Here is a 24,508-nt window from a genome sequence, read left to right as displayed (position 1 = left end):
AAAACAAGCGCTCTAAAAGCGCTTGTTTGGGGAAAACAGGGGTAAAACGTTAGTGTTTTACTACCTCGCCGGCTGCATCAGGCTTGGCCGCGGCGGCCGTGACAGCCTCCACCGCAGCGACGTCCGCCAACGCTTCAGGCATGCGTTCGAGAGCGATTTCCAGCACTTTGTCGATCCAGCGCACCGGTACGATCTCGAGCTTGTTCTTGACGTTGTCCGGAATGTCGGCCAGGTCTTTCACGTTCTGCTCGGGAATCAGGACCGTCTTGATGCCGCCGCGATGGGCCGCCAGCAGCTTTTCTTTCAGGCCGCCGATCGGCAATACTTCGCCGCGCAAGGTGATCTCGCCCGTCATCGCCACGTCGGCGCGCACGGGAATGCCCGTGAAGACCGACACCATCGCCACCGTCATGGCCGCGCCAGCCGAAGGGCCATCCTTCGGTGTCGCGCCTTCCGGCACGTGGATGTGGATGTCGCTCTTCTCGAACACGTCCGCCTTGATGCCCAGGCGCTGTGCCCGGCTGCGCACCACCGTGCGGGCTGCCTCGATCGACTCTTTCATGACGTCGCCCAAGGTACCCGTGCGGATAATGCCGCCCTTGCCCGGCATCGACACGGCTTCGATGGTCAGCAGATCGCCGCCCACTTCCGTCCATGCCAGACCAACCACCTGGCCCACCTGGTTTTCTTTCTCTGCGACACCGAAATCATAGCGGCGCACACCGAGGAATTTATCCAGGTTCTTCGAGTTGACGATGACTTTCTTGTCGGACTTCTTGAGCAGCAGCATCTTGACCACCTTGCGGCAGATCTTCGACACTTCACGCTCGAGCGAACGCACACCGGCTTCCCGCGTGTAGTAGCGGATGATGTCGCGCAAGGCCGACTCGGCCACCGAGATTTCCTCTTCCTTCAAGCCATTGTTCTTGATCTGCTTCGGCAGCAGGTAACGCTGCGCGATGCTGGTCTTTTCATCTTCCGTGTAACCGGACAGACGGATCACTTCCATGCGGTCAAGCAAGGCTGGCGGAATATTGTACGAGTTCGACGTGGCCACGAACATCACGTCGGACAAGTCGAAATCGACTTCGATGTAATGGTCGGAGAACGTGTGGTTCTGTTCCGGGTCCAGCACTTCCAGCAGGGCCGATGATGGATCGCCACGGAAATCGGCGCCCATCTTGTCGACTTCATCGAGCAGGAACAGAGGATTGCGCACGCCGACTTTCGACAGCGATTGCAAGATCTTGCCCGGCATCGAGCCGATGTAGGTGCGGCGGTGACCGCGGATCTCGGCCTCGTCGCGCACGCCGCCCAGGGCCATGCGCACGAACTTGCGGTTCGTCGCGCGGGCGATGGACTGGCCCAGCGAGGTTTTACCGACGCCAGGAGGACCGACGAAGCACAGGATCGGGGCTTTGAGCTTGTCGACGCGCTGTTGCACCGCGAGGTATTCCAGGATGCGTTCCTTGACCTTGTCGAGGCCGTAGTGGTCGCCTTCGAGCACTTTTTCCGCATTCGACAGGTCGTTGTTGACCTTGGATTTCTTTTTCCAAGGCAAATTGACGAGGGTGTCGATGTAGTTGCGCACGACGGTGGCTTCGGCCGACATCGGCGACATCAGCTTGAGTTTTTTCAGCTCGTTGGTGGCCTTGTCGAGCGCTTCCTTCGGCATTTTGGCCGAAGCGACTTTTTTCTCCAGCTCGTCGAGGTCGGCGCCATCTTCGCCCTCGCCCAGTTCTTTCTGGATCGCCTTGACTTGCTCGTTCAGGTAGTACTCGCGCTGCGACTTTTCCATCTGGCGCTTGACGCGGCCGCGGATGCGCTTTTCCACCTGCAGAATGTCGAGCTCGCCTTCGAGCTGGCCCAGCAGGTGCTCGAGGCGCTTGGCCACGCTGAAAATTTCCAGGATGACTTGTTTTTGCTCAAGTTTCAGCGGCAGGTGCGCGGCCACCGTGTCGGCCAGGCGGCCGGCATCGTCGATGCCCGACAGCGAAGCGAGGATTTCCGGCGGGATCTTCTTGTTCAGTTTGACGTACTGGTCGAACTGCTGCACGATCGCGCGGCGCATGGCTTCGACTTCCGACTCGTCGCCCGGCTCGGACTCGAGCGGCGTCAGGTCGGCGATGAAGTGCGTCGGCGCATCGCTGATGTGGTTGATACGGGCACGCTGCGCGCCTTCGACCAGCACCTTGACGGTGCCATCGGGCAGCTTCAGCATTTGCAGAATATTGGCGACGCAGCCAATTTCATAGATATCCGAAGGAGACGGCTCGTCCTTCGCGGCTGCTTTTTGAGCGGCAAGCATGATGCTCTTGCCCTGCTCCATCGCAGCTTCCAGCGCCTTGATCGACTTTGGACGGCCAACGAACAGCGGTATCACCATATGCGGGAAAACGACGACATCCCGCAACGGCAATAACGGCAGTTGAGTTTGCTCAGTTAATTTGGAAGTTGTCATGGCGTACCTTATAGAAAGCGTGTTTACGATGTTGGCGCTCGCTGCCAAAACACAAGACCGGCGAGAATAAATAATTCTGTGAAACAAACATTTTTCTGTCTATTTCGCAAAACACACCCGCATGACGGTAATAAATGCAGTTTTCACAGTAAAAAAAGCCACGCGCAGCTAAGCGCCGCGAGTGGCTTTCCGATTGAAGCCTGCACTCATTGATTTAAATTGTACTGCCATGCATTAAGGAATCAAAACCCTTTTTATGCATTTGTCTCAGCAGTAATCAATTTTCTCCGGAGGCCTTGGCAGTCTCTTGATAAATCAACAAAGGTTTGGCGCCACTGGTGATGGTATTTTCGTCGATGACGACCTTCACCACATTTTGTTCGCTCGGCAGTTCGTACATGACGTCCAGCAAAGCATGTTCCAGGATGGAACGCAGGCCACGGGCACCGGTCTTGCGCGCCAGCGCCTTCTTGGCGATCGCATGCAGGGCGGCCGGGCGAATCTCCAGTTCCGCGCCTTCCATCTCGAGCAGCTTCGAATACTGCTTGATCAGCGCATTCTTCGGCTCGACGAGGATCTGGATCAGCGCCTCTTCCGTCAATTCCGCCAGGGTGGCGATGACGGGCAGACGGCCGACCAGTTCCGGAATCAGGCCGAACTTGACCAAGTCTTCCGGTTCCGCTTGCAGCATCAGTTCGCTGGCCGAGCTTTGCGACTTGCTGCGCACCGTGGCCGAGAAGCCGATGCCGCTCTTTTCGGAGCGGTTGGCGATCACTTTCGACAGGCCGTCGAAGGCGCCGCCGCAGATGAACATGATGTTGGTCGTGTCGATCTGCACGAAATCCTGGTTCGGATGCTTGCGGCCGCCTTGTGGCGGCACGGAAGCCATCGTGCCTTCGATCAATTTCAACAAGGCTTGCTGCACGCCCTCGCCCGACACGTCGCGCGTGATGGACGGATTGTCGGACTTGCGCGAAATCTTGTCGATCTCATCGATGTAGACGATGCCGCGCTGGGCTTTCTCGACGTCATAGTTGCAGCTTTGCAGCAGCTTCTGGATGATGTTTTCCACGTCTTCACCCACGTAACCGGCTTCGGTCAGGGTGGTGGCGTCGGCGATCACGAACGGCACGTTGAGCATGCGCGCCAGGGTCTGTGCCAGCAGGGTCTTGCCCGAACCGGTAGGACCGACCAGCAAGATGTTGCTCTTGGCCAGTTCGATGTCGTCTTTCTTGCCCAGGTGCTTGAGGCGCTTGTAATGGTTGTACACCGCCACCGACAGGATGCGCTTGGCAGTCTGCTGGCCGATCACGTACTGATCGAGCAAGGCGGCAATTTCTTGCGGCGTCGGCAGGTCGGATTTGGTACCGGTCACCGTCTCGATGCTCGACGTTTCATCACGGATGATGTCGTTGCACAAGTCGATGCACTCGTCGCATATGAATACGGACGGGCCGGCGATGAGTTTCTTCACCTCGTGCTGGCTTTTGCCGCAGAACGAGCAATACAGTAATTTTTCGCCGCTAGAGGATTTTTTGTCTGACATAAGGCATTTTGGTTGGAACTGCATTAACAATATTGCAAAATCGCAAGCCGGATGATGGTTGCCGCCCATAAAGGCGGCTACCCATGGCGCAAGTCAACAACGTGCACAAGCTCCATGCTACCCGAAATAAAAGCGAAACGCCCGAACGTTTGATCGCCCGGGCGTTTACTTACATGCTTAGCAATACCGGTAGGGGCTCATCAAGCGCGGCTGGTCAACACTTTGTCGATCAAACCATACTCAACGGCCTCGTCGGCGGACATGAAACGGTCGCGGTCGGTGTCCTTGGCGATCTGTTCGATCGACTGGCCCGTGCGCTCGGCCATGATGCCGTTCAAGCGGGTGCGCAGGTAAAGGATTTCCTTCGCCTGGATCTCGATGTCGGACGCCATGCCTTGCGAACCACCGGACGGCTGGTGAATCATGATGCGCGAGTTCGGCAGCGAGAAACGCTTGCCCTTGGCGCCAGCGGCCAGCAGGAAAGCGCCCATCGAAGCAGCCATGCCCGTGCACAGGGTCGAGACGTCCGGCTTGATGAACTGCATGGTGTCGTAGATGGCCATGCCGGCCGAGACCGAACCACCTGGCGAGTTGATGTAGAGCGAGATTTCCTTTTCCGGATTTTCGCTTTCCAGGAACAGCAGCTGGGCGACAACCAGGTTGGCCATCTGGTCATTGACCGGGCCGACCATGAAAATCAAGCGTTCCTTCAGCAGGCGCGAGTAAATATCATACGAGCGCTCGCCGCGACCGCTTTGTTCCACCACCATCGGCACCAGGCCGAGCATCTCTGTGTCCAGCGCCGGATTACGGTTCATACCTGTCATTTCATTTCCTTGTGAAGCAGTTAGGGGAAGCCATCAATACTTTTCAGCAATGATGGCATCCCAATACCAACTGGTTTACGCTTGTGCGTTGCTTCCCATCAGTTCGTCGAAAGCAACTGCTTTCGTCGTGACTTTCGACAGGCCCAGCACGTAAGTGACGACGTTTTCTTCCAATACAAGGGCTTCGATCTCACCCAGACGACGACGGTCGCTGTAGTAGTACTTCAGCACTTCGCGTGGATCTTCGTAGCTTTGGGCGAAATCTTCGATTTGCGCCTTGACTTGCTCAGGCGTTGCCTGCAGGTTGTTGTCGCCCACCAGTTGCGACAGGATCAGGCCCAGACGTACGCGACGCTCGGCTTTTTCCGCGAACAGTTCTGCTGGGAAAGGCACGTCCTTGACGTTCATGCCGCGCTGCGCCATGTCTTGACGGGTCATTTCGGCCAGACGCTCGGAGTCCTGAGCGATCAGCGTTTTTGGCACTTCCAGCTCAGCAACTTTGATCAGCGCGTCCATGACGGCTTCCTTGTTGCGTGCTTTCACGCGGCCAGCGACTTCGCGTTGCAGGTTGACTTTGATGTCTTCGCGCATTTTGGCCAGGTCACCATCGGCAACGCCCAAGGACTTGGCGAATTCGGCATCGACTTCCGGCAGGTGCGCCCATTCCAGCTTTTGCAGCGTGATGGTGAACGATGCGGTTTTGCCGGCAACGTCCTTGCCATGGTAGTCCTCAGGGAACGACAATGGGAAGGTCTTCGACTCGCCCACTTTCAGGCCCAGGGTCGCTGCTTCGAATTCTGGCAGCATGCGGCCTTCGCCCAGCACGAAAGCGTAGCCTTCAGCTTTGCCGCCTGGGAATTCAACGCCGTCGATCGAGCCGACGAAATCGACGGTCACGCGGTCGCCGTTAGCAGCGATAGCCTCGCCGCCGTCGCCGTGTTCGCCAGCTTCGCCCTTGGTGTGGAAGTGCACGCGCTGCTTGCGCAGGATGTCGATGGTCTTGTCGATTTCGGCTTCCGACACGTCGGCTTGCACGGTTTCGATTTCAACGGCCGTCAGGTCGCCGATGGCGACTTCCGGATACACTTCGAACGTTGCGTCGAAAGCCAGCTGGCCTTCGGCTGCTTCTTCTTTCGGCACGATGTTCGGGAAACCGGCCACGCGCAGATTGTTTTCGTTGGCGGCGTCGTTGAACGCGCGGCCGACTTTGTCATTCAGCACTTCGGATTCAATTTGGTAGCCGTATTGTGCTGCGACCATTTTCAACGGCACTTTGCCCGGACGGAAGCCCGGTGCCTTAGCCGTACGGGCTTGCACTTTCAGGCGCTTCTCAACTTCCGTGCGGACGTCCGTCAGCGGGAAGGAGATCGTGATACGACGTTCGAGTTTGCCCAAGGTTTCGACTGCAGTTGCCATGTAAAAAATCGTCCAAAAAATAAACACTGTTGGTGCGAGAAAAGAAGACCCGACCCCTTGCGCCATCACTGGCGGCAAGACATGGGTCCAGCTTCACTCGCTCGCATATTCATCTGTAAAAGTACTGAAAACAGGACGATGGACCTGGTCTACCCGGCTGAGGAAAAACCCGCACCAGGCACCAAACAATCCGCCGCTTCCAGTACTGCGACAGGGCTCCGAGCGTCCAGCCATGCGTCTAGGTATATGCAGGGCCGGCCATCATTCGGTAAAGCGTGGCATTATAACAAAGGACTTCGGGAAAGTGGCTGGCTTTGCAGCCCGGCCACAGAGGATACCAGCGGCGGCGAACGAGTCGCCACAGCCTGGGAGTGCCCTGTCTTTACTCTTGCCCCGGCATTCTTTATTTCGCCAGAGACAGGCTTTCCAGCCTGCTTCGTTCATTAGTATATGCGAACTGGCGCCCCGTCCGAAACAAAGAAATGCGCTCACAGCGAAGATTTCGGGCAAAAAACCTTTGATTTACCTCAATTTGGCCATTTTTCAGGCAAACCTAAGCCGCGCACGCCCTCTCCAAGTGAATTTAAGGGAGAAAACATCATGAGCGATAGCACACCCGGCAGTTCCAGCAACGCCAAAGCCAAGCTGCAAATGGTCCTCAGCCGCCTGCTCGACGGCGTCACGGACGACGACCTGCAAAAAATCCAGACGGAAGTCGATGAAATGGAATTGCGCATGCGGGGCGATGGACACCACGACCACGACCACCCTACCGTCGCCTGAGCCGGCAGTGGCCGCGCCCACCGTGCGCGCCGCGCCACCGGAGGCGGACGTACTGGCCGCCGTGGAAACGGCGCTGGCGACCCACCGCGCCTTTGGCGACAGCGGCTATATCCGCGACCAGCTGGCAGTCGCCTACCGGCGGCGCTTGCACAAGCTGGGCAGCGCCCTGCCCGAGGCCGCGCGGCTGGCCAGCCGGCTCGATGGGGCGCCACCCGCGCGCCAGCGCCAGCTGCTGGGCGACACGGTACTGCGCTGCGCCGTCCAGCACGCCATGCGCCAGTTGCACCTCGGCGACGAATACGGCTTGCCCCTGCCGCAATGCGCGGCGCTGTTCCTGGCGGCCGACGAACATCTGCGCGCGGGCTTGCCCGGCCGGCCGCTGACGGCGCACTTGCCCGACATGGCGCGCCTGTACGACGAACATGCACCGCAGGACAACGACACTTATATATGGCATACCTGGCATCAGGGCACGCCGTATGCGGCGGCCTTCCTTGCCGTGATGGACGATAACTACGGCGCGCCACTGGCCACGCCCACGCCGCAGGAACGGGCACTGCTGCGACGCGGGCTGGGCCTGCTGGAAACCTTGCTGCCCCGCCTGACGGCCAGCGCGCTTTATCACGTGCAATTGATCGCCCTGTTTCCCAAGCTGGGCACGTGGCGCGGCAAGGCGTCCAGCTCGCAATTTCGCGTCAATGGCAGCGTGTTCCTGAACCAGGAACTGATCGGCAATCCCTGGTGGCTGGCCGAGCACCTGCTGCACGAGTCGCTGCATCAGAAACTCTACGACTTCCGCCACGGCCACAGCCTGCTGGCGCCCGACTATGCGCGCGAGGACGGCGCCAAGGTCTGCTCGCTGTGGAATGCGCCCGATGATGATGGCAATCACTATTGGGATGCCCACCGCACCCTGGCCGCCTTTCATGTGTATGTCCACCTGGCTCTGCTGTGCCTGCTGGCCGAGCAGCAGGAGGCGGCGCTGGCGCCCCAGTACGGCCCCATCGGCCAGCACATGAGCGGCAGCCGGCGCGCCATCGATCGCGCCCGCTACCTGGGCGAGCAATTGCAACGTACCACCTGGCCGGAGCTGGGACTGGCCGGGCGGCAGATGACGCACTGGCTGCTCGACGTGCTCGATGCGCTCGACACCCAACGGCGGCCAGGCGGCGCCACCTTGCATTTGCTACTCGACCTGTACGAACGCCAGAGCCGCAAACTCGATACTTATCTGGCGCTGCAGCCGCCACCGCGCAGCGATACGCTGGCTGCGCAGGCAGAGCAAGAGCTGGCGCAGACGCGCGAGGCGCTGCACCTGCTGGGCAAGGAACTGCCTCCCTCAACACAGGCGCAAGAGCACAACTGGCCGCAGGCACGGCAACGCGTCCTGCAGGCGCTGTGGCCGCTGACTGAAGATGACAAATTGATGGAAAGAAGCGGCTACCCGCAGGCGCAGGCATTGATTGCGCAGATGGTGCAACAGTCGAGCCGACAAATGGGCGCACTGGGTGCACTAGCTTAATTGAATTGAATTGAATGCTTTGGAGAATATCTTGATGGTGCTGCACGTCCGGGCTGGAACAACCCGGATTGGTGCGGATGGGGAGACTCGAACTCCCAAGCCGAAGCACTGGCTTCTAAGACCAGCGTGTCTACCAATTCCACCACATCCGCATTTTTACTACTGTATGCTACTTGCTACAAACTGCTTCCCTGATTTTAACAACTCGGAAGCGATCTGGCTACCGTGGACTTATGAGCAAGCCCGGAGCAAGCGCTCGGTAAAGCAAAGGCGGCATTCTACTGGATTTCCCAGAGGAATGCCGCCTTTTTTATGCCAGCGCCCTGGCGCTGCCTCCTAGCCTTCTTTTGCGCCCACCGGCTCCGGCCTCTTGACCCGGAACCAGGCCGCATACAGGGCCGGCAGGAACAGCAAGGTCAAGGCCGTCGCCAGGATCAGGCCGCCCATGATGGCCACGGCCATCGGCCCCCAGAACACGGAGCGCGACAGCGGGATCATGGCCAGCGCGGCGGCGGCAGCCGTCAGCACGATGGGACGGCAGCGGCGCACGGCCGAGTCGATGATGGCGTCCCACGGGGCCGAGCCATCCTTGATGTCTTGCTCGATCTGGTCGACGAGGATCACCGAGTTACGGATGATCATGCCGAACAGCGCGATGATGCCCAGGTTGGCCACGAAACCAAGCGGCCGGCCCAACGCCAGCAAGGCAAAGGCGGCGCCCGCCACGCCCAGCGGCCCCGTCAGGAAGACAAGCAGGGAACGCGAAAAACTGTGCAGCTGCAGCATCAGCAAGGTAAAGATGATGAAGATGGCCAGCGGCAAGTTGGCCGAGATCGACGCTTCCGCCTCGCCGCTGTCGGCCGCCACGCCTTTCACGACGATACGGTAGCCAGCTGGCAACTTGGCGCGCAAGGCATCCATCTGCGGCGTCAATTGAGTCGACACGGTGGCGCCCTGGATGCCATCGATCACGTCCGACTGCACGGTGATGGCCCATTCGCGCTTGTCGCGCCAGACGACACCCGGTTCCCACACGAAATGCGCACGAGCCAGTTGCGAGATGGGCACGGACTTGCCCGCTGCCGTCGGGATATTTGTGTCATTCAACACGGAAATCGTCGCCCGCTCTTCCAGCGGCTGGCGCACCTGGATGTCGATCAGCTTGTTGTCTTCGCGGAACTGGCCGATGACCGTGCCCGACAAAATCGTATTGGCCGCCTGCATCACCGTTTTTGAGGTGACGCCCAGCGCGCGCATCTTGTCCTGGTCCAGGTCCAGGCGCAGCACTTTCACCGATTCATTCCAGTTGTCGTTCACGCCCAGGGTGTTCGGATTGGCGCGCATGATGTCCTTGACCTGGTCGGCAATGGCCCGCACACCGGCCACTTCCGCCCCCATCACGCGAAATTGCACGGGATACGGCACCGGCGGTCCATTCGGCAACAGTTTGACCCGGCCCCGCACTTCCGGAAAATCCTTCTTGAAGACGTCGACGATCTGCTGGCGCAAGCGTTCACGTTCAGCCAGACTCTTCGGCAGGATCACCACTTGCGACACATTGGTCTGCGGGAAGATCTGGTCCAGCGGCAAGTAGAAACGGGGGCTGCCCGTACCGACGTAACTGGTGACGCTTTCCACGCCATCGAGCTTGCTCACAAACGCTTCGAATTTCTTGACCTGCTTTTCATTCGCGGCAAACGTCGTGCCTTCGGGCGACCACAGCTCCACCATCAGTTCCGGACGGCTGGAATCGGGGAAAAATTGCTTTTCGATAAAGTTAAAGCCGTAAATGCCCAGCGCAAAGATGGCCAGGGTGGCGACAATGGTGGTCTTGCGCCATTCCACGCACCAGGTGACGGCGCGGCGGAAACGGCGGAAGTTCGGCGTGTCGAACAATTCATGGTCGTTATGCGCGTGCGGTTTCACTTTCAGCAAGATGTAGCCGATGTATGGCGTAAACACCACGGCCACCACCCACGAAATGATCAGGGCCAGTGCATTGACGGAGAACAAGGAGAACGTGTATTCGCCGGCAGCCGACTTGGCCAGGCCGATCGGCAAGAAGCCCGCCACCGTGATCAGGGTGCCCGTCAGCATGGGCATGGCCGTCGACGTGTAGGCGAACGTGGCCGCGTCAAAACGCGACATGCCCTCTTCCATCTTGCGCACCATCATCTCGACGGCAATGATGGCGTCATCGACCAGCAAGCCCAGCGCGATGATCAGGGCGCCCAGGGAAATCTTGTGCAAGTCGATGTCGAGCAGGCGCATGAACAGGAAGGTGACGGCCAGCACCAGCGGGATGGTCAGCGCCACCACCAGGCCCGGGCGCACGTCGATGCGCAGCGGCTTCGTATGCAAGCCCAGCGCGACGAAGCTGACGGCCAGCACGATCAGAATGGCTTCGATCAGGGTATGCACGAATTCGCCCACGGAAGCGGACACGGCTTCCGGCTGGTTCGACACGCGCTGCAATTCTATGCCGACCGGCAATTCGCGCTTCATGCGCGTGACGGTGGCCTGCAAGGCCTTGCCCATGTCGATGATGTTGCCGCCCTTTTCCATCGACACGCCCAGGCCGATCACTTCCTTGCCATTGAAACGCATCTTGTCCTTGGGCGGATCGACGAATTCGCGTTTCACGGTGGCAAAGTCGCCGAGGCGGAAAGTGGTGCCGTTGGCGCGCAGTTCCAGGTTTTCCAGGTCCTTGACGGTCACCATGGCGCCCGTCACGCGCACTTGCAGATTATCGGTCGGCGTTACCAGCACGCCCGTGGCGTTGATGCTGTTTTGCGCGGACAATTGCTGCACGATGGCGTCGAAAGGAATGCCCAGCTGGGCAAATTTCTTGTGCGAAAAGATGATATTGATTTTTTCATCCTGCACGCCGAACAGTTCCACCTTCGATACCTGCCCTACTGCAAGCAGTTCCTGGCGCACCTTGTCCGCGTAATCCTTCATTTCCGCGTACGTAAAACCGTCGCCGGACAGGGCAAAGATGGAGCCGTACGTATCGCCGAACTCGTCATTGAAGAACGGGCCCACGACGCCGGCCGGCAAGGTGCCCTGGATGTCGCCGATCTTCTTGCGCACCTGGTACCAGGCGGCCGCCGTTTCCTTGGGCGGCGCCGATTCGCGCAACTCCAGCAGAATCAGGGTTTCGCCCGGCTTCGAATAACTGGTGATCTCGTCGATGTAGGGCGTTTCCTGCAGTTTCTTTTCCAGCTTGTCCGTCACCTGCTCGGCCATCTGCAAGGCCGTGGCGCCCGGCCAGTAGGCTTGCAAGACCATGGCGCGGAAGGTAAACGGCGGATCTTCATCCTGGCCCAGGCTGGCATAGCTGAGCATGCCGCCAATGAGCAGCACGGCCATCAGGTAGCGCGTCAGCGGGATGTGTTCGAGCGCCCAGCGCGACAGATTGAAGCCGCCCTTCATTTGGCCGCACCCACGGTGACGGCGGCAGCGGCCACATCCGGCTTGCTGGCCACGTCGGCGCCGAGGATGGTCACTTTCTGGCCCGGCTTGAGCAGGTTGACGCCTGCCGTGACCACCGTCTGCCCCGCTTTCACGCCTGAGGCCAGCAGCAACTCATTGCCCGCCACGCCACCCACCGTCACCGGCACGAGCTTCACGACGCCGTTTTCCACCACCCACACGGAACTTTGCGACTTTTCATTGAACAGGGCCGTCAGCGGCACCTTGATCTGCGGCGTGGCCGTCTGCGAGGCGAATTGCACGACGGCCGTCATGCCCAGACGCACTTGCGGCGCGTCCGGAATGCTGACCTTGGCGATATAAGTGCGCGTGGCGGCATCGGCCACGGGCGACACTTCGCGGATCTTGCCCGGCAGCGCCTGTTTCGGGTCGGCCCACAGGCGCACGACGACATCCTTGACGCCGCGCAAGGTCTCGACCTTGTCTTCCGGAATGCCGATCACGACTTCCTTCTCGCCGCTCCTGGCCACTTGCACGACGGGCGCGCCGGGCGCCACCACCTGCCCCACTTCAGCCTCGATGCGCGTGACGACGCCATCGACGTCGGCCAGCAAGCTGGCATAGCCGGACTGGTTCGCCTGGCCCCGGTACAGGGCCTGGGCCGCTTCCACGTTTGCCTGCGCCGCCTTGTAGGTGGCGTCCTTGCCATCAAGCACGGCCTGGCTGACGAAATTTTTCTCGCGCAAATCCTGGTAGCGCTTCAATTCCGCGCGCGCCAGGTCGCGGCTCGTCTCCGCGCTGACCAGCGAAGCCTTGGCCTGGGCTTGCGACAGCTGCAAGTCGACGGGATCGAGCTGCATCAGCACTTGGCCCTTCTTGACGCTGGCGCCCACGTCGACCTTGCGCGCGACGATCTTGCCGCCCACGCGGAAACCCAGCTGCGACACGACACGGGGCACGACCTCGCCCGACAGCTCGGCACTTACGTCAACATTGCTGCTGGACAATACGATGGCGCGCACGGGGCGCACGTCTTCCACTTTGACGGCAGGCTTGGAACAGGCAGCGAGGGTCAGCGCGATGGCCGCGGCGGCAATCAGCCGCAGGGCGGGAAGTACGGATGCGCCGGTCTCGCGGCGCAGGGTTTTCAGGGCAAACAAGGTATTTTCCTTTACTATGCGGGCTGCAATATTTTTATGCGGAGAAACTTTTTGCTTGCCCTTTGGGTTAAGCCAAACTTTTTCGCACGCGATATCCTTAAATTTGTGACAATATCAGCTTGGTCATGGCGGCGAGTGATTGACCGCTAATGACTTTCTGGTTATTAATTATAATCGTGCGTAAAAGTTTTTAGTGACTTTTGCGTCATTAATCTTGAGACGTACAACGCCCGGCCCCATTCCACCGTTTGAGCGGTGCCGGACAAACGCAAGACTAGAGAAGTGTGTTCATGCCTGTAGACCATTACGAAAATTTTCCTGTTGCATCATTTTTACTGCCGCGCCGCCTGGTGCCCGCCGTCGAAGCCATCTATGCCTTCGCCCGCAGCGCCGACGACCTGGCCGATGAAGGCGACGCCAGGCCGGCCGAACGCCTGTCCGCCCTGCACGCTTACGAAGAGGCGCTGGGCCGCATCGCGCGCGGTGAAGGCCATGCCGGCGAGAACGCCGCCATGTTCGAACGCCTGGCTGGCGTCATCGCCAAACATCAGCTGCCGCTGAAGCCATTCCACGATTTGTTGTCCGCCTTCAAGCAGGATGTGGAAACGACGCGCTACGCCAGCTACGAGGATCTGCTCGATTACTGCGCCCGCTCGGCCAACCCCGTGGGACTGCTGATGCTGCACCTGTATGGCGCGGCCGATGAACAGAATGTACGCGATTCCGATGCGATATGTTCAGCTTTGCAACTAATTAATTTCTTGCAAGACGTCGCCATCGACCAGCAAAAGGAGCGCATCTACCTGCCGATGGAAGACCTGAGCCGCTTTGCCGTCTCCGCCGCCGCCTTCGAACGCCCCGAAGCGCACGGCAAGTGGAGCGCCCTGATGCGCTTCGAAGTGGCCCGCACGCGCGCCCTGATGCTGTCCGGCGCGCCGCTGGCCCTGCGTTTGCGCGGACGCATCGGCTGGGAACTGCGCCTGGTGGTGCAAGGAGGATTGCGCATCCTCGAGTGCATCGAAGCCGTCAATTACGACGTTTTCCGGCGCCGTCCTAAGCTCGAGAAACGCGACTGGCTGATCATTTTCTGGCGCGCCCTGCGCATGTCGCGCAAAAGCTTGCATCAAGAGACACAAGTAAAAACGGCTTTTCCCCCGTCGCCCACTCTGTAAGACGATAGAATAGCGGCTTCGATCTGCAACCCTTGCTCTTTTGACTATGTCTCCCGACGAATACTGCCAACAAAAGGCCGCCCAGAGCGGCTCCAGCTTCTACTACAGCTTCCTGTTCCTGCCGGCCGAGCGCCGCAAGGCCATCACGGCCCTGTACGCCTTCTGCCGCGAAGTCGATGACACGGTCGACGAATGCACGGACGAAGCCGTGGCACGCACCAAGCTGGTCTGGTGGCGCAAGGAAGTCAAGGCCATGTACGAGGGCAACCCCACGCATCCCGTGATGCGCGCGCTGCAGCCGCACCTGGACGTGTATAAACTGGAAGAAAAACATTTGCAGGCCATCATCGACGGCATGGAAATGGACTTGAATCAGACCCGCTACCTCGATTACCAGGCCATGAGCCGCTATTGCTGGCACGTGGCCAGCGTGGTGGGTATCTTGTCGGCCAGCATCTTTGGCGCGACCCGCCCGGAAACCCTGCTGTACGCGGAAAAACTGGGCCACGCCTTCCAGCTGACCAACATCATCCGTGACGTGGGCGAGGATGCGCGCAAGGGGCGCATCTACTTGCCGATCAGCGAATTGCAGCAATTCAATGTGACGGCGGCCGACCTGCTGAACGCGCGCCACAGCGAAAACTTTGAAAACCTCATGCGTTTCCAGGTAGCACGTGCGCAGAAGGCGTATGACGAAGCGTTCGCCCTGCTGCCGGCGGAAGACCGACGCGCCCAGCGCCCGGGCCTGATCATGGCCGCCATCTACCGGACCCTGCTCAATGAAGTCGAGCGCGACGGCTACCATGTGCTGAAACAGCGCATTTCGCTCACGCCGATCCGCAAACTGTGGCTGGCCTGGAAAACCTGGATTCGTGGCTGATCAGGCCGTGAAGCAACGCTACGCCGTCATCGGCGCCGGCTGGGCTGGCTGCGCGGCGGCCATGGAGCTGGCGCGCGCCGGCCACTCGGTGACCGTGTTCGAGGCGGCGCGCACCCTGGGCGGCCGCGCACGCCGAGTCGAGAGAGAAAATACAACGCTCGACAACGGCCAGCACATCCTGCTGGGCGCGTACAGGGAAACCTTGCGCCTGATTAAGCTCGCGGGGCAAGACCCTGGCGAACTGATCCTCACCCTGCCCCTGCAGATGCGCTATCCGGCGGACTCGGGCGGCATGGATTTCGTCGCGCCGCGCCTGCCCGCGCCGCTGCACCTGGCATGGGCACTGTTGTGCGCCAAAGGATTATTGCGCGCCGACAAGCTGGCCCTGATGCGTTTTTCCACGGCCATGCGGACGATGGGCTGGCAGCTATATAACGATTGCACGGTCAGCGAGTTGCTGCAGCGCTTCGACCAGACGGACCGCTTGAACCGGCTGATGTGGCATCCGCTGTGCCTGGCCGCATTGAATACGCCGCCCGAGCGGGCCTCGGCCCGCGTCTTCATCAACGTGCTGCGCGACAGCCTGGGCGCATCCCGCCGCCGCGCGTCCGATATGCTGATCCCGAAAGCGGATTTGAGTACCTTGTTGCCGGACGCGGCCGCCCGCTATGTGGAACGGCATGGCGGTACAGTGCGCACGGGTGCCAAGGTCGATGCCTTGCAGGCGCTGGCTGATGGCCGCTGGCGGCTCGATGACGGCGAGCACTATGATGGCGTCATCATCGCCACCTCGTCCGTGCAGGCGACCACGCTGCTGCAAGGCTTGCAGGACGCCCGCCTCGACGCTGCCATTGACTGCATGCAAGCCTTCACGCCGGAAGCCATCAGCACCTGCTACCTCCAATACGACGCCTCGGTGCGCCTGGACTTGCCGTTCTACGCCCTCGTCGATACGCCGGAACAACAACGCTGGGGCCAGTTCGTCTTTGACCGGGGCCAACTCGACAGCAAGCAGGCGGGCTTGCTGGCCGTCGTCATCAGCGCCTCGGGCAATGCCGCCGAGCAAGGCCATGGCCCGCTGGCGCAAGCGATCGCGGCGCAACTGGCGCAGGTGCTGCAACGCCCGGAACTGGCGCAACCTGCCTGGACCCAACTGATCACGGAAAAGCGCGCCACCTTTGCCTGCACGCCGGATCTGGCCCGCCCCGGCAACGCCAGCGGCGTGCCGGGCTTGCTGCTGGCAGGAGACTACACGGCCAATGATGACCGGACGCAAGACTATCCGGCCACCATCGAGGCGGCCGTGCGCAGCGGCGTGGCGGCGGCCAAAGCCGTCACCACGGTCAAGCCGGCAAAGTAGACTTGACGGTGCATCCTCCCCTGGTGTCGCTCGGCCCCGCGAAATTGCATTCTGTCGCACCGCACTGGTGCGCCCGCGTGCGCTTGGGTACAGTCTGATCATCGACAACGGCCATGCCACGGGGAATACCATGCACACCACCTTGCACTTGAAAAATAGCTTGAAAGCCGTGGCGCTGCTCGCTTGTGTGGCGCTGGCCACCTTGATTGTCATCAACGGACAGCAGGCGCCCCATGCGCCATTGCTGCTGAGCCAGGCAAGCATGCTGCTGCCGGCAGTGGGCTGAAGCGGCGAAGCGGACGGACAGGAAGAATATGATGAACAAGCAAGATTATCTCGACGCGCTACGGCGCGCGCTGGAAGGCTTGCCACCGGACTTGGTGGCCAAGACCCTCGACTATTACGAACAGACCTTCATTGAAGGCGCAGCGGCCGGCCGCAGCGAGCACGAAATCGCCGATGACCTGGGCGACCCGAAAAAGATCGCCCTCACCTTGCGCAGCAGCACCCACCGCCAGGCGTTCGAGCAAAAGAAAACGCCCGTCAACCTGCTGCGCCTGCTCGTCTCGCTCGTGGGCCTGGCCATCTTCAACTTGTTCATGGTCGTGCCGGCCGCCGTCTACGCGGCCCTGCTGGCCGCCCTGTATGCCGTCGGCCTGAGCTTTTACCTGGCCGGCATCGCCATCACGGCCAGCGGCTTGTCCGGCGCCAACGAACTGGTGCTCGATGGCCCGCTGCGCCACGTCTTCATCCATGACGATGACGGCGGCGAAGGCGGCGAACGGCGTGAAACGCGCATCACCATCGGCGACAAAGGCATCGAAGTGGACCACCTGCCCGGCCCCGTCAAAGCCGAGTCCGAGCCCCAGGCGCCTGGCGCCACATCGCGCGTGATGGAGCGGGCCGAAGCGCTGGCCGGCGGCGGCATCCGCATCTCCACCGACATGGACCGCGATGCGCGCACCACGCAAACCGTCTTCGGCGTGGGCATGCTGCTCGGCGGCATCGCCATCTTCCTGCTCAGTCTGGTCGTCACACGCTATACCTTGATCGGTATCAAACGCTATGTCGCCATGAATGTCTCCCTGCTCAAAGGTCACTAGAAAGGCTGCCATGAAACGCTTGCTCAAAGTTGGCCTGTCCATGCTCTTGCTGGCCATGGTCCTGATCGCCATGTCGTATGCGGCGCTGCGCGCCAAGGGGATCAGCAATCCCAGCAGCGCTGCCGGCCGCGCCGTGCGCAGCGAAACGCGCCCGATTGCCGCCAATATCAACAGCATCGACCTGGCCGGCCCCATCGACCTGGTGCTGCGCCGCGGCGCCACGCCATCGCTGAAAGTGAGCGGCGAGCAGCGTTTGCTGTCGAACGTCGACACGACGGCCGATGGCACGACCCTGCATATCGGTCCGAAAGGCATGCTGTTCCACCATCGCCAGCCGCTGCAGGTGGAACTGGTGCTGCCAGCCCTCGTGCGCGTGGAAGTGCACGGCAATGGCGACAGCAAGATCACGGGATTTTCCGGCGACAGTTTTATCCTGGAATTGACGGGTTCGGGCGACGTCAGCTTCACGGGACGCTACAAGCAGGTACAAGCCACCGTCAACGGCAGTGGCGACCTCGACATCAATGCAGGCAACAGCGACAGCGTGGTGCTGGAAATGGTGGGCTCCGGGCGCATCGCCGCCAGCGGCAACACGAAGTTCCTCCGTGCCGACCTGAGCGGATCAGGCGACATCGATGCCGAGCACCTGGCCGCCGACAAGGCCAGCGTCAGCCTGCAAGGCTCGGGCCAGAGCACGGTCTTCGTGCGCGACGCGGCCAACCTCACCTTGCGCGGCAGCGGCGACATTCACGTCTACGGCAACCCGCGCCAGCGCGATGCGCAAAAGAGCGGTTCAGGCGATATCATCTGGCATTGACATTCTCTTCCAGCCAGCTGACCGCCTGCTCGCCGGCCGCCTTGCCTTGCGCCAGGCAGGCCGTCAGCAGGTAGCCGCCCGTCGGCGCTTCCCAGTCCAGCATTTCCCCCGCCACGAAGACGCCCGGCATGGCGCGCAGCATGCTGCCGTCGATACCGTCGAAGTCCACGCCGCCGGCGCTGCTGATGGCTTCATCGATGGGACGCGGGCGTACGAGTGTGACGGGCAGCAGCTTGATGGCGTCCGCCAGCCTGGCTTCGTCGGCAAAGTCGGCCGCACTCAGGCATTCGCGCAGCAAGCCCGATTTCACGCCCTTGATGCCCAGGCGGCTATTCAGGTGGCTGGACATGGAGCGGGAACCGCGCGGGCGCGTCACTTCTTCGAACACGCGTTCATGCGTGTAGTCGGGCGCCAGGTCAAGCCAGATGGTGGTGCTGCCCTCGGCGGCGATCTGCTCGCGCAGCGCGGCCGCTAAGGCATAAATCAGGCTGCCTTCCACGCCGCCCGCCGTGATGACGAACTGGCCCTGGCGCTTGATCATGCAGTCATCGATGTTGCGCGCCGAGATGGCCACCGTTGTCAACGGTTCGCCCGCATGACGGCTGCTGAAATGCTCGCTCCAGTCCACGTCGAAGCCGCAATTGGCCGGCACCAAAGGCGCCACGGCCACGCCCTGCTCTTGCAGCAGCGGCACCCAGGCGCCATCGGAACCGAGCCGTGCCCAGCTGCCACCACCGAGCGCCAGGATCACGGCGTCGAAGGCGCGCAAACGCTCACCCTCCGGCGTGGCGAATACCAGCTGGCCGTCGCGCCAGCCCGTCCAGCGGTGGCGCATGTGAAATTGCACGCCCGCTTCGCGCAGGCGGTGCAGCCAGGCGCGCAGCAACGGCGCCGCCTTCATATCCGTGGGGAAGACGCGGTTCGAGGAACCGACGAAGGTATCCACGCCCAGGCCGTGTACCCAGTCGCGCACTTTTTGCGGACCGAACTGGTCCAGCGCCGGCTTGATCCAGCGTGCCGGCCGGCCGTAGCGCGAGATGAAGGAACAGTAGTCTTCCGCATGGGTGATATTCATGCCGCCGCGCCCCGCCAGCAGGAATTTGCGGCCGACGGATGGCATGGCGTCGAACAGTTCCACCGTAGCGCCCTGGCCTGCCGCCTCCTGGGCGGCCATCAGGCCGGCAGGGCCGCCGCCGATGACGGCGATGTGGAACGGAGGGGAGCTGGAGTTGGTCATGGCAAGCTGGAAGACGGTGAAAACCCCGGCATTTTAGTCGAGATAGGGCCAGGAGATGGCAATAATGCCGAAAAATGATGCATACTGCGCTGAGATGCTGCAACGATCGGCACTTTGAATCACGAGACAACGCGACGACAAGAGGAGAAACACATGGGCGCAGGATTCTGGATTTCCCGCTATCTGCTGGCCAGCTCGATTTTATTCATCATCCTGACGGTGGTCGAGTACAGCAAGGGCAGCGCCAGCCAGGCCGATATCCTCAGCGCGCTGGCCTGGTCGCTGGTGGCGTCGGCCATCTTCATCGGCTCGAAATACTGGCGCTACCGGAAAGCCGTCGCCTGCGCCATGTGCAGCGGGGACAAGCCCAAGGTCAAGTCGCGATAAAAAAATGGCCGCATCAGCGGCCATTTTCTTGAGTCGGTATTCCTAACCGCCCGTCACGGGCGGGAAGAACGCCACCTCGTCGCCTTCGCCAATCACGGTATCGGCATCGCACATCACCTGATTGTGCGCCATGCGCAGCGCGCGGCCCGGCGCCAGCGCGTATTCCCAGTTGCCGCCGCGGGCGATCAGCAGCGCTCTCGCTGCGCCCACCGTCAGCGGCTCGGCTACTTCCAGCACTTCATGGCCCGTGCCCACCAGTTCGCGCACGCTGGCAAAAAATCGCAGATTGATCTTCATCGATACTTCCTCAGTACAGCAATTCGTTAAACGGGATAAAACGCAGCATGTCGCCGCGCGCGATCGACAGGCCCGGCGGGCAATCGATCAAACCGTCGCCCCACACCGTGGACGTCAGCACGCCCGAACTCTGGTTGGCGAACAGTTCCAGCTCGCCCTCGTCATTGACCTTGGCGCGCAGGAACTCGTTGCGTTTGTCCGCCTTCAGGCGCTCGAACGCGGCCGGCAGCTTGTAGCTGCGCGGCGCAAGGTTCCCCGCCACGCCTTGCAGGCGCAAAATGAACGGGCGCACGAACAGCAAAAACGTGACAAAGCTCGAGACAGGATTGCCGGGCAAGCCGACAAAGAACGCCTCCCGCACTTCGCCAAACGCCAGCGGCTTGCCCGGCTTGACGGCGATCTGCCACATGTTCAAGCGTCCTTCCGCTTCCACGGCCGGCTTGATATGGTCTTCCTCGCCCACGGACACGCCGCCCGAAGTGATGATCAGATCATTGCCCTGGGCCGCCTGGCGCAGCACGGCGCGCGTCGCTTCCAGGCTGTCGGGCACGATGCCCAGGTCCGTGATCTCGCAGCCCAGATTTTCCAGCAAGCCGCGCAGGGTAAAACGGTTCGAGTTGTAGACGGCGCCCGGCGCCAGGGGCTCGCCGGGCATGGCCAGCTCGTCGCCGGTAAAGAAAACGGCGACGCGCAACTTGCGCAACACGGGGACTTGCGCCAGGCCCACCGAGGCGGCCAGGCCCATTTCCTGGCTGCGCAGGCGCCGGCCCGCGCCGAGGATTTCACCGCCGGCGCGGATATCCTCACCCTGGCGGCGCACCCATTCCCCGGCTTTCGGCACGTGATTGACCGTCACCACGCCGTCCGCCGCCGTGCACTGCTCCTGCATGACGACGCAGTCGGCGCCGTCCGGAATCAGGGCGCCCGTGAAGATGCGCGCCGCCGTTCCCGGTTGCAAGGGCTGGCCCACGTGGCCGGCCGCGATGCGCTGCGACACGGGCAAGCTGGCCGCGCCGCTGGCGCAATCACTGGCGCGCACGGCGTAGCCATCCATCTGCGTATTGTCGCGCTCGGGCACGTTCAGGGTCGACGTTTGCGCGGCCGCCAGCACGCGGCCGTTGGCGCGCATGGTGTCGACCAGTTCCACCTCGCCCACCGGGCGCGCCGCGCCCAGCATGAAGGCTTGCGCCTCGGCCACCGACAGCATGGCTTTGCGTTCTGCGGTCGGATCGCTCATCACAAGCCCGTATTTGCGGCGATATACGCCTTCATTTTTTCCACGTCCGCATCCATCACGACGAACTTTTGCGGCAAGTCTTCGATGTTCTCGAAGCCGGCGGGCCGTTCCGCGTCCACGCCCAGCGCTTCGAGGATGGTTTCGTTGAACTTGGCCGCCAGCGCCGTTTCCAGCACGATCATCGGCACGTTGGGCTCCAGGTGCTCGCGCGCCACCTTGATGCCGTCGGCCGTGTGCGTGTCGATGGTGATGCCGTAGTCGTCGGCCACGTCGCGGATGGTGTCGAGGCGGTCCTGGTGCGTGGACTTACCCGACTTGAAGCCATACTTGGCGACGAGCTTGAATTCATCGCCATCGCTGCCAGGCTTGCCGGACAAGTCGAAGCCGCCGTGCGTTTCCACTTTCGTGAACAGGGCGCGCACGCGGTCGCTGTCGCGGCCCACGAGGTCGTAGACGAAGCGCTCGAAGTTCGACGCTTTCGAGATATCCATCGACGGGCTGCTCGTGTGGTACGTTTCGGCGGACTTGCGCACGCGATAGACGCCCGTGCGGAAAAATTCGTCGAGCACGTCGTTTTCATTCGTCGCGGCCACCAGTTTCGAGATCGGCAAGCCCATCATGCGGGCGATATGGCCGGCGCAGATATTGCCGAAGTTGCCCGATGGCACCGTGAACGACACTTTTTGCTCGTTACTGGTGGTGGCCGCCAGGTAGCCGCGGAAGTAATAGATAACTTGCGCCACGACACGCGCCCAGTTGATGGAATTGACGGTACCGATCTTCTGTTTTGCCTTGAACGGCAAGTCGTTCGACACGGCTTTCACCATGTCCTGGCAGTCGTCGAACACGCCTTCGACGGCGATGTTGACAATGTTCGGGTCTTGCAGGCTGAACATCTGCGCCGTCTGGAAGGCGCTCATTTTCTTGTGCGGCGACAACATGAAGACGCGGATGCCCTTCTTGCCGCGCATCGCGTATTCGGCCGCGCTGCCCGTGTCGCCCGACGTGGCGCCAAAAATATTGAGTTCCGCGTCGTGCTTGGCCAAAGTGTATTCGAACAGGTTGCCCAGCAGCTGCATGGCCATGTCCTTGAAGGCCAGGGTCGGGCCGTTCGACAGCGCCTGCAGCATCAGGGTGGTCGATCCGCCCTTGACGACGTTTTCTTCGAGCACGCGCAGCGGCGTGATGTCGGCCGCGTTTTCGCCGGCGCGGGCGTTCTTGTAGACTGCCTTTGTATAGGTTTTTGCCGTCAGTGCCTTCAGGTCCGCGGCCGGGATATCGGTGGCGAACTTCTTCAGGATTTCGAATGCCAGGTCGGCATACGACAATGTGCGCCAGGCATTGAGCTCGGCACCAGTGACTTGCGGGTAGTGTTCTGGGAGGTACAGTCCGCCATCGGGGGCCAGGCCGCCCAGGAGGATGTCGGAGAATTGCTGCTGATTCGATGGCGCTTTATCAGCGCGGGTAGACACGTAGTGCATAAATTTGAAGAGTCCAGTTGAGCTGAGTGCGGTTGATCATGAATGGCAGCGGATATTATAGTGCCAGCCGCCGTCCAAGGCGAATCGCGTGGCACCAGCCAGGTCTGAATGTGACAATTGGAGAGCCTGAGTGTTGCCAAACCAGCCATAATGCATCAGATCAAGCCAGGCGAACATGGCTGGCGTACACACTGGCGCGCGCCGCCGATTTGCGCCACACTGTGCTGAGTATCCCTTGCCATGATCAATATTGGAGTCGAGAACCGGCCATGTCGCTGAGTAAAAAACCATATCTGCAAAGCGCCGCGCTGCGCTCCGACGCCGTCGTCGACCTGGACCACTATCCGTTCACCATTCCCGCCATCCGCGACTTCGTGCACATGGACTTCCACCGAGACGTGACGTTTTTCGTGGGCGAGAATGGCAGCGGCAAGTCGACCATGCTCGAAGCGCTGGCCGTGGCGCTGGGTTTCGGCAAGGATGGCGGCACGCGCAACGTGCGCATCGCCCTGCCGTCGGACGAGGAATCGGGCTTGCACGCGCACTTGCGCCTGAGCAAGAGCTATAAAAAACCCGAGGACAGCTATTTCCTGCGCGCCGAGAGCTTTTTCAACGTCGCCACCTACATGGACGAGATGCCCGAGTACCTGGGCAGCTACGGCGGCAAGTCGCTGCACGCGCAATCGCACGGCGAAGCATTCATGGCGACCCTCATCAACAAGCTGCGAGGAAAAGGCTTGTATCTGCTGGACGAGCCCGAGGCGGCCCTGTCGCCGAGCCGCCAGATGGCGGCATTGTCTGTGATCCACCAGCTGGTGCAGGACGACTCCCAGCTGATCATCGCCACTCATTCGCCGATTCTACTCGCCTACCCGAACGCGAAAATCCTCATGTTTACGGGCGGCGGCATCCACGAAGTGGCGTATGAAGACACGGAACATTACGCCGTGACGCGCGATTTCTTGAATAACTACCCGAGAAGGCTGGAGCAGTTGTTTGAGGAGGAGTGAAGTATTGGATGGTGCTTGTCGGCTTATGCCGACCGTGGCATAGCGTAGGTCGGATTAGCGCAAAGCGCGTAATCCGACAACACCCCCGGCGCATCAACAAGCCGCGTGGTTCACGGTAATCACGTGGACCGCCAACCCGCCCAGCGATGTTTCCTTGTACTTGTCCTGCATGTCCGCGCCCGTCTGGCGCATGGTTTCGATGACTTCGTCGAGGCTGACGAAATGCGTACCGTCGCCCTTCAGCGCCAGCGAAGCGGCTGTAATGGCTTTCACGGCGCCCATGCCGTTGCGCTCGATGCAGGGAATCTGCACCAGGCCGCCGATGGGGTCGCACGTCATGCCCAGGTGGTGTTCGATGCCGATTTCAGCCGCGTTTT

Annotated in this window: 21 protein-coding genes and 1 tRNA gene; 10 read left to right on the top strand and 12 right to left on the bottom strand. The window is 61.1% G+C overall.

What is annotated here, in order from left to right; translation table 11 throughout:
• Positions 1–49 precede the first annotated feature (49 nt).
• The 4 genes from lon to tig all read right to left on the bottom strand — a co-directional run bounded on the left by lon (position 50) and on the right by tig (position 6,250).
• Positions 50–2,461, bottom strand: a complete 2,412-nt coding sequence (lon, locus tag VM94_RS20625; protein ID WP_034751007.1) for an endopeptidase La — start codon at positions 2,459–2,461, stop codon at positions 50–52.
• A 277-nt stretch (positions 2,462–2,738) separates the two neighbouring features.
• Entirely contained in the window at positions 2,739–4,007 is a 1,269-nt protein-coding gene (clpX, locus tag VM94_RS20620) for an ATP-dependent Clp protease ATP-binding subunit ClpX (protein ID WP_010398446.1), read from the bottom strand.
• A 200-nt stretch (positions 4,008–4,207) separates the two neighbouring features.
• Positions 4,208–4,825, bottom strand: a complete 618-nt coding sequence (gene clpP / locus VM94_RS20615) for an ATP-dependent Clp endopeptidase proteolytic subunit ClpP (RefSeq protein WP_374106865.1) — start codon at positions 4,823–4,825, stop codon at positions 4,208–4,210.
• Positions 4,826–4,909: 84 nt separating this feature from the next.
• On the bottom strand, positions 4,910–6,250 hold the full coding sequence (gene tig / locus VM94_RS20610) for a trigger factor (protein WP_046685568.1): 1,341 nt from the start codon (positions 6,248–6,250) through the stop codon (positions 4,910–4,912).
• 600 nt (positions 6,251–6,850) lie between these two features.
• Here tig and VM94_RS20605 point away from each other — a divergent pair.
• Positions 6,851–7,033: a hypothetical protein gene (locus tag VM94_RS20605; RefSeq protein WP_046685127.1), complete on the top strand. Its 183-nt coding sequence runs from the start codon at positions 6,851–6,853 to the stop codon at positions 7,031–7,033.
• Entirely contained in the window at positions 6,996–8,555 is a 1,560-nt protein-coding gene (locus VM94_RS20600) for a hypothetical protein (protein WP_138829185.1), read from the top strand. Before VM94_RS20605 ends, VM94_RS20600 begins: the two co-directional genes overlap by 38 nt.
• A 69-nt stretch (positions 8,556–8,624) precedes the next feature.
• Here VM94_RS20600 and VM94_RS20595 read toward each other — a convergent pair.
• The 3 genes from VM94_RS20595 to VM94_RS20585 form a co-directional block, all read right to left on the bottom strand.
• Positions 8,625–8,707 (bottom strand) — tRNA-Leu (locus VM94_RS20595).
• Between the two features lie 184 nt (positions 8,708–8,891).
• Complete coding sequence (locus tag VM94_RS20590; RefSeq protein WP_046685125.1) at positions 8,892–11,990, bottom strand: efflux RND transporter permease subunit; 3,099 nt, start codon at positions 11,988–11,990, stop codon at positions 8,892–8,894.
• Positions 11,987–13,150 carry an efflux RND transporter periplasmic adaptor subunit gene (locus VM94_RS20585; RefSeq protein WP_082127816.1) on the bottom strand — a complete coding sequence of 388 codons (1,164 nt, stop codon included), beginning with the start codon at positions 13,148–13,150 and terminating at the stop codon, positions 11,987–11,989. The genes VM94_RS20590 and VM94_RS20585 overlap by 4 nt, the downstream gene beginning before the upstream one ends.
• Positions 13,151–13,440: 290 nt before the next feature.
• On the opposite strand from VM94_RS20585, the gene hpnC reads away from it, so the two are divergent.
• The 6 genes from hpnC (at position 13,441) to VM94_RS20555 (ending at position 18,482) form a co-directional block, all read left to right on the top strand.
• Entirely contained in the window at positions 13,441–14,322 is an 882-nt protein-coding gene (hpnC, locus tag VM94_RS20580) for a squalene synthase HpnC (protein ID WP_046685566.1), read from the top strand.
• 46 nt (positions 14,323–14,368) lie between these two features.
• Positions 14,369–15,202, top strand: coding sequence for a presqualene diphosphate synthase HpnD (gene hpnD / locus VM94_RS20575; RefSeq protein ID WP_046685124.1), 834 nt, complete (start codon positions 14,369–14,371; stop codon positions 15,200–15,202).
• 7 nt (positions 15,203–15,209) lie between these two features.
• Positions 15,210–16,562, top strand: a complete 1,353-nt coding sequence (hpnE, locus tag VM94_RS20570; RefSeq protein ID WP_313902976.1) for a hydroxysqualene dehydroxylase HpnE — start codon at positions 15,210–15,212, stop codon at positions 16,560–16,562.
• A gap of 130 nt (positions 16,563–16,692) precedes the next feature.
• Positions 16,693–16,848 (top strand): hypothetical protein, encoded by a 156-nt coding sequence (locus VM94_RS28585; protein ID WP_160309309.1) that lies wholly within the window; start codon positions 16,693–16,695, stop codon positions 16,846–16,848.
• A gap of 28 nt (positions 16,849–16,876) precedes the next feature.
• Positions 16,877–17,665, top strand: coding sequence for a DUF1700 domain-containing protein (locus VM94_RS20560; RefSeq protein ID WP_235432968.1), 789 nt, complete (start codon positions 16,877–16,879; stop codon positions 17,663–17,665).
• 10 nt (positions 17,666–17,675) lie between these two features.
• Positions 17,676–18,482, top strand: coding sequence for a head GIN domain-containing protein (locus VM94_RS20555; protein ID WP_046685121.1), 807 nt, complete (start codon positions 17,676–17,678; stop codon positions 18,480–18,482).
• Here VM94_RS20555 and VM94_RS20550 read toward each other — a convergent pair.
• Entirely contained in the window at positions 18,469–19,719 is a 1,251-nt protein-coding gene (locus VM94_RS20550; RefSeq protein ID WP_046685120.1) for a TIGR03862 family flavoprotein, read from the bottom strand. The two genes, VM94_RS20555 and VM94_RS20550, sit on opposite strands and share 14 nt — an antisense overlap.
• 153 nt (positions 19,720–19,872) lie before the next feature.
• Between VM94_RS20550 and VM94_RS20545 the strand changes: the two genes are divergently transcribed.
• Positions 19,873–20,106 (top strand): hypothetical protein, encoded by a 234-nt coding sequence (locus VM94_RS20545; protein ID WP_046685119.1) that lies wholly within the window; start codon positions 19,873–19,875, stop codon positions 20,104–20,106.
• A 42-nt stretch (positions 20,107–20,148) separates the two neighbouring features.
• Here VM94_RS20545 and moaD read toward each other — a convergent pair whose 3' ends face one another.
• From moaD to thrC, 3 genes are read right to left on the bottom strand one after another with little or no spacing between them, the layout of a single operon-like run.
• The gene (gene moaD / locus VM94_RS20540; protein WP_046685118.1) at positions 20,149–20,403 is read right to left on the bottom strand and encodes a molybdopterin converting factor subunit 1; all 255 of its coding nucleotides are present in this window, start codon (positions 20,401–20,403) and stop codon (positions 20,149–20,151) included.
• A 10-nt stretch (positions 20,404–20,413) separates the two neighbouring features.
• The gene (locus VM94_RS20535; protein ID WP_046685117.1) at positions 20,414–21,640 is read right to left on the bottom strand and encodes a molybdopterin molybdotransferase MoeA; all 1,227 of its coding nucleotides are present in this window, start codon (positions 21,638–21,640) and stop codon (positions 20,414–20,416) included.
• On the bottom strand, positions 21,640–23,121 hold the full coding sequence (gene thrC / locus VM94_RS20530; protein WP_046685116.1) for a threonine synthase: 1,482 nt from the start codon (positions 23,119–23,121) through the stop codon (positions 21,640–21,642). The genes VM94_RS20535 and thrC overlap by 1 nt, the downstream gene beginning before the upstream one ends.
• A gap of 269 nt (positions 23,122–23,390) precedes the next feature.
• On the opposite strand from thrC, the gene VM94_RS20525 reads away from it, so the two are divergent.
• A complete protein-coding gene (locus VM94_RS20525) occupies positions 23,391–24,131 on the top strand; it encodes an AAA family ATPase (protein ID WP_046685115.1) in 741 nt (246 codons plus the stop codon).
• A gap of 93 nt (positions 24,132–24,224) precedes the next feature.
• Here the strand turns inward: VM94_RS20525 and VM94_RS29175 are convergent.
• On the bottom strand, positions 24,225–24,508 hold a 284-nt coding region (locus VM94_RS29175; RefSeq protein WP_046685665.1), incomplete at its 5' end, for an L-serine ammonia-lyase, iron-sulfur-dependent, subunit alpha.

Source organism: Janthinobacterium sp. KBS0711 (genome assembly GCF_000988085.1).
Lineage (GTDB): Bacteria > Pseudomonadota > Gammaproteobacteria > Burkholderiales > Burkholderiaceae_D > Janthinobacterium > Janthinobacterium lividum_E.
The sequence above is the reverse complement of the archived record's forward strand: the minus strand, read 5'-3'. Positions and strand labels throughout refer to the sequence as shown.

What these genes read in the sequence shown, in the direction of transcription:
- VM94_RS20605 (WP_046685127.1), top strand. Translation starts at nt 6,851, where the DNA reads ATGAGCGATAGCACACCCGGCAGTTCCAGCAACGCCAAAGCCAAGCTG.
- VM94_RS28585 (WP_160309309.1), top strand. Translation starts at nt 16,693, where the DNA reads ATGCACACCACCTTGCACTTGAAAAATAGCTTGAAAGCCGTGGCGCTG.
- VM94_RS20590 (WP_046685125.1), bottom strand. Translation starts at nt 11,990, where the DNA reads ATGAAGGGCGGCTTCAATCTGTCGCGCTGGGCGCTCGAACACATCCCG.
- thrC (WP_046685116.1), bottom strand. Translation starts at nt 23,121, where the DNA reads ATGCACTACGTGTCTACCCGCGCTGATAAAGCGCCATCGAATCAGCAG.
- VM94_RS20600 (WP_138829185.1), top strand. Translation starts at nt 6,996, where the DNA reads ATGGACACCACGACCACGACCACCCTACCGTCGCCTGAGCCGGCAGTG.
- clpP (WP_374106865.1), bottom strand. Translation starts at nt 4,825, where the DNA reads ATGAACCGTAATCCGGCGCTGGACACAGAGATGCTCGGCCTGGTGCCG.
- VM94_RS20560 (WP_235432968.1), top strand. Translation starts at nt 16,877, where the DNA reads ATGATGAACAAGCAAGATTATCTCGACGCGCTACGGCGCGCGCTGGAA.
- hpnC (WP_046685566.1), top strand. Translation starts at nt 13,441, where the DNA reads ATGCCTGTAGACCATTACGAAAATTTTCCTGTTGCATCATTTTTACTG.
- VM94_RS20550 (WP_046685120.1), bottom strand. Translation starts at nt 19,719, where the DNA reads ATGACCAACTCCAGCTCCCCTCCGTTCCACATCGCCGTCATCGGCGGC.
- VM94_RS20555 (WP_046685121.1), top strand. Translation starts at nt 17,676, where the DNA reads ATGAAACGCTTGCTCAAAGTTGGCCTGTCCATGCTCTTGCTGGCCATG.
- VM94_RS20525 (WP_046685115.1), top strand. Translation starts at nt 23,391, where the DNA reads ATGTCGCTGAGTAAAAAACCATATCTGCAAAGCGCCGCGCTGCGCTCC.
- tig (WP_046685568.1), bottom strand. Translation starts at nt 6,250, where the DNA reads ATGGCAACTGCAGTCGAAACCTTGGGCAAACTCGAACGTCGTATCACG.
- hpnD (WP_046685124.1), top strand. Translation starts at nt 14,369, where the DNA reads ATGTCTCCCGACGAATACTGCCAACAAAAGGCCGCCCAGAGCGGCTCC.
- lon (WP_034751007.1), bottom strand. Translation starts at nt 2,461, where the DNA reads ATGACAACTTCCAAATTAACTGAGCAAACTCAACTGCCGTTATTGCCG.
- clpX (WP_010398446.1), bottom strand. Translation starts at nt 4,007, where the DNA reads ATGTCAGACAAAAAATCCTCTAGCGGCGAAAAATTACTGTATTGCTCG.
- moaD (WP_046685118.1), bottom strand. Translation starts at nt 20,403, where the DNA reads ATGAAGATCAATCTGCGATTTTTTGCCAGCGTGCGCGAACTGGTGGGC.
- VM94_RS20545 (WP_046685119.1), top strand. Translation starts at nt 19,873, where the DNA reads ATGGGCGCAGGATTCTGGATTTCCCGCTATCTGCTGGCCAGCTCGATT.
- VM94_RS20535 (WP_046685117.1), bottom strand. Translation starts at nt 21,640, where the DNA reads ATGAGCGATCCGACCGCAGAACGCAAAGCCATGCTGTCGGTGGCCGAG.